The organism is Lysinibacillus sp. RU7 (assembly GCF_057837305.1).
Genome location: NZ_JBYQFK010000105.1, coordinates 1 through 280 on the forward strand (window position 1 = coordinate 1; position 280 = coordinate 280).

Below are 280 nucleotides of genomic sequence, written 5' to 3' on the forward strand. Positions count from 1 at the left end.
GTAAATAAACTGGCAAAGCATGCTCGGCATTCACCCATTGCTTTTGTGCAGCATAGACACGTGCAATAGAAGCAATATCCTGTGCAGTTGCAGTGATTGTTTGATGCTCTGCATCAGCTTGAAGTAACTTTGTGCCCGAACCAATTAAGCAATGTTTTGCATAAGCTGCTGCTGGCTCATAGCTCATTAATTTTTCTTCATCAATACACTGCATAATTCCTTGTTCATCTAGAACAAAACTTGCAATGTAAACTTCGTTCATACGCGCATCAAGCACCGC

General features: G+C 41.4%; 1 protein-coding gene. It reads right to left on the reverse strand.

What is annotated here, in order from left to right; genetic code table 11:
* Positions 1–262 (reverse strand): hypothetical protein (locus tag AC3II9_RS21715; RefSeq protein WP_489158757.1); only part of this gene is annotated, 262 nt, incomplete at its 3' end.
* Positions 263–280 lie beyond the last annotated feature (18 nt).